Genomic DNA, 2,627 nt, shown 5'->3' with positions numbered 1-2,627 from the left:
TGAGTGAATCACATCATCGGAAGTCATCAAAAAGCGGACTTTACGATTGATAGGCAGTACAAGTGGCTTATCAACTTCTAGCAGGTAATGCGCGCCTTTCACTTCGATGCCTTCAATCTCTTTGTCACTGGTTGCTAGGAGGCTGAAAAACTCAACGTCTTCACCAAAATAGCTGTAGTGCCATTTCCATTGTGACCCTGTGATTTTTACGGTCAGATCTGATTGGGAGGTGTCTTCCATCGCTATTAAGGTTTTAGTGGCGGGTATCGCCATAGCGATAAGGATAATAATAGGAATGATGGTCCAAAGAATTTCTACTTTCGTGCTTTCGTGAAAATGGGCAGCAACCGCACCCTTCGACTTTCTGTGCCTCAGAATCGAATAGAACATCACTCCAAAAACAACAAAGGCAATCGCACAGCAGATATAGAAGATCAGCATATGAAGCTCGTATACCTTACCGCTGATCTCAGTGACACCTTGAGTCATGTTGTATTCACTGCTTGCATGCACCAAAGGCGACACCAAAACCACAACAAAACTTTTCAAAAGCCACGCTAGCCTAACCAGTAATCTTTTCAAAAGATCTCTCCTTATCCTTCCTAATTGGATACTTGCGACCTAAATGTCGTTGCGAGCTGTGTTTCGTTACGAGCTATATTCGTTGCGAGCTACGTTTCATTACGAACTACATGTCATTACGAGCTATGTGTCATTCCGAGCCAGACAACATTCATTGTTATTCCAGCTGAACATGAAAAGCTGAATCTCAATCTACAACTCACATGGAGCTAGCCTGTAAACGGGCTGCTGACATCATCTGAACTTAAGAACCGATACGGATCATAAGCGTTGTAAGTTTCCACTAAAGATTCAAAAACGACGAACTTGTTAAGTTTTGTTATATTTATGTAAAAGGCTAGTTAGTGATATCCAATTGTTCAAGGTAAGTTTACTTATTAAACAGTCAATTATTTGAAGTGGCTTTACCCATATGCCTTTCCCTTGCTGTTGGAATTTATTTTAAATCGAGTTTTACGATTGCTTTCATAGAAATGATAATCAGTATCATTTAAATTAAATCAACAGAAAGACACCCCGATATTAAAAGGTTTAGTGATTATGCAAGATGCAATGAACTGGTTAGCGAGAGACCCAGACCCAAGAACTCGTGAAGAGCTTCAATACCTTATCGATGAGGGAATGCACGACGAACTTGAAGACCGCTTTATTCAACGATTAGAATTCGGAACGGCGGGACTGCGCGGCAAAGTCGGATGCGGCCCAAATAGAATGAACCGCTTGGTCATACAAGAAACAGCCACAGGCCTTGGCCACTATTTAATTGAACATGTCGAAAATGCCTCTATGCGTGGTGTAGTGGTTGGCTACGACGGTCGTTTAGATTCAAAGCAATTCGCGATTGATACAGCTTCTGTACTCACCGCTTTAGGTATTAAGGTTTACCTAACTTCGAATGTTGCAGCGACACCTATCGTTGCCTTTGGTATTGAGCACTTCAACGCGGCGGCGGCGGTTGTCGTGACGGCGAGCCACAACCCGCCGGAGTACAATGGCTTCAAAGTGTACTGGGAGAATGGCGCTCAAATCATTCCCCCTCATGATGCAGGCATTGCTGCTGAAATAGATATCGCATCGACCAAGCCCATCCCATTGATGAGCCTTAGTGACGCTGAAACACAAGGTAAGTTGGTATGGTTAACTGAAGGTTACTATCAGACCTATCGTGCTGCTATCAACCAGAGTCCACACGTGAGTAAAGAGATCGAATCGGCGAACACCACCATCACCTATACCGCTATGCATGGTGTCGGCGCACAAATGGCGGAAGATCTACTTCATGATTCTGGTTTCCATAAGGTGTTCAGTGTTGCCGAACAGAGAGAACCAGATGGTCACTTCCCAACCGTAAACTTCCCCAATCCGGAAGAAAAAGGCGCGATGGATCTTGTGGTTAACTTAGCAAAAAGTGTCGATGCCGACATCGCTTGCGCTAATGACCCAGATGCAGACCGATTTGCCGTTGCCGTTCGAACCGATGATAAAGTTAGAACTGAAGATGACTCGTACAAAATGCTCACGGGTGACCAAGTGGGTGTGTTATTCGCGCACTACTTGCTATCAAAGCCACACACTAAAAACCAGTTAGTTGGTAACAGTATCGTATCTTCAACTCTACTTGAGAAAGTGGCTCAATCCCATGGTGCGACTTACTTCCAAACGCTGACTGGCTTTAAATGGTTAGCGAATATTGGCATGCAATTAGAAGATGAGAAAAACGAGTTCTTGTTCGCCTATGAAGAAGCGTTAGGCTACACAATTGGTACTCAGGTACGAGACAAAGATGGGCTGTCTGCTATCGTCGTGTTTGCTCAACTGGTTGAGGAGTTAAAATCTCAAGGGCGAACCGTTTGGGATCTTCTCGCTCAAATTTCATTTGAACATGGGGTTCATACCAACGCGCAACGAAGTATTGCCCTAGACCCAGATTCACCATCGATTGGTTCTAAACTCCGAGCGGCACAACCTAAAGCAATAAACGGTGTCGCTATCTCTGTGATTGAAGATCTGCAGTCTTCTTTGCGCTTTATTGTCGGTGGGGCTAC

The 2,627-nt window shown here is 44.2% G+C and carries 2 protein-coding genes; one reads left to right on the top strand and one right to left on the bottom strand.

The features are described 5' to 3' along the window. A partial coding sequence (locus tag AB4653_RS16815; RefSeq protein WP_372104792.1) for a cytochrome c oxidase subunit II transmembrane domain-containing protein occupies positions 1-582 on the bottom strand: 582 nt, incomplete at its 3' end. A gap of 540 nt (positions 583-1,122) precedes the next feature. On the opposite strand from AB4653_RS16815, the gene AB4653_RS16810 reads away from it, so the two are divergent. Then, positions 1,123-2,627: phospho-sugar mutase (locus AB4653_RS16810; RefSeq protein ID WP_372104789.1), on the top strand; the 1,505-nt coding region annotated here is incomplete at its 3' end.

This window comes from Vibrio sp. 10N.222.48.A3 (assembly GCF_041475345.1).
Classification (GTDB): domain Bacteria; phylum Pseudomonadota; class Gammaproteobacteria; order Enterobacterales; family Vibrionaceae; genus Vibrio; species Vibrio tasmaniensis_A.
The sequence above is the reverse complement of the archived record's forward strand: the minus strand, read 5'-3'. Positions and strand labels throughout refer to the sequence as shown.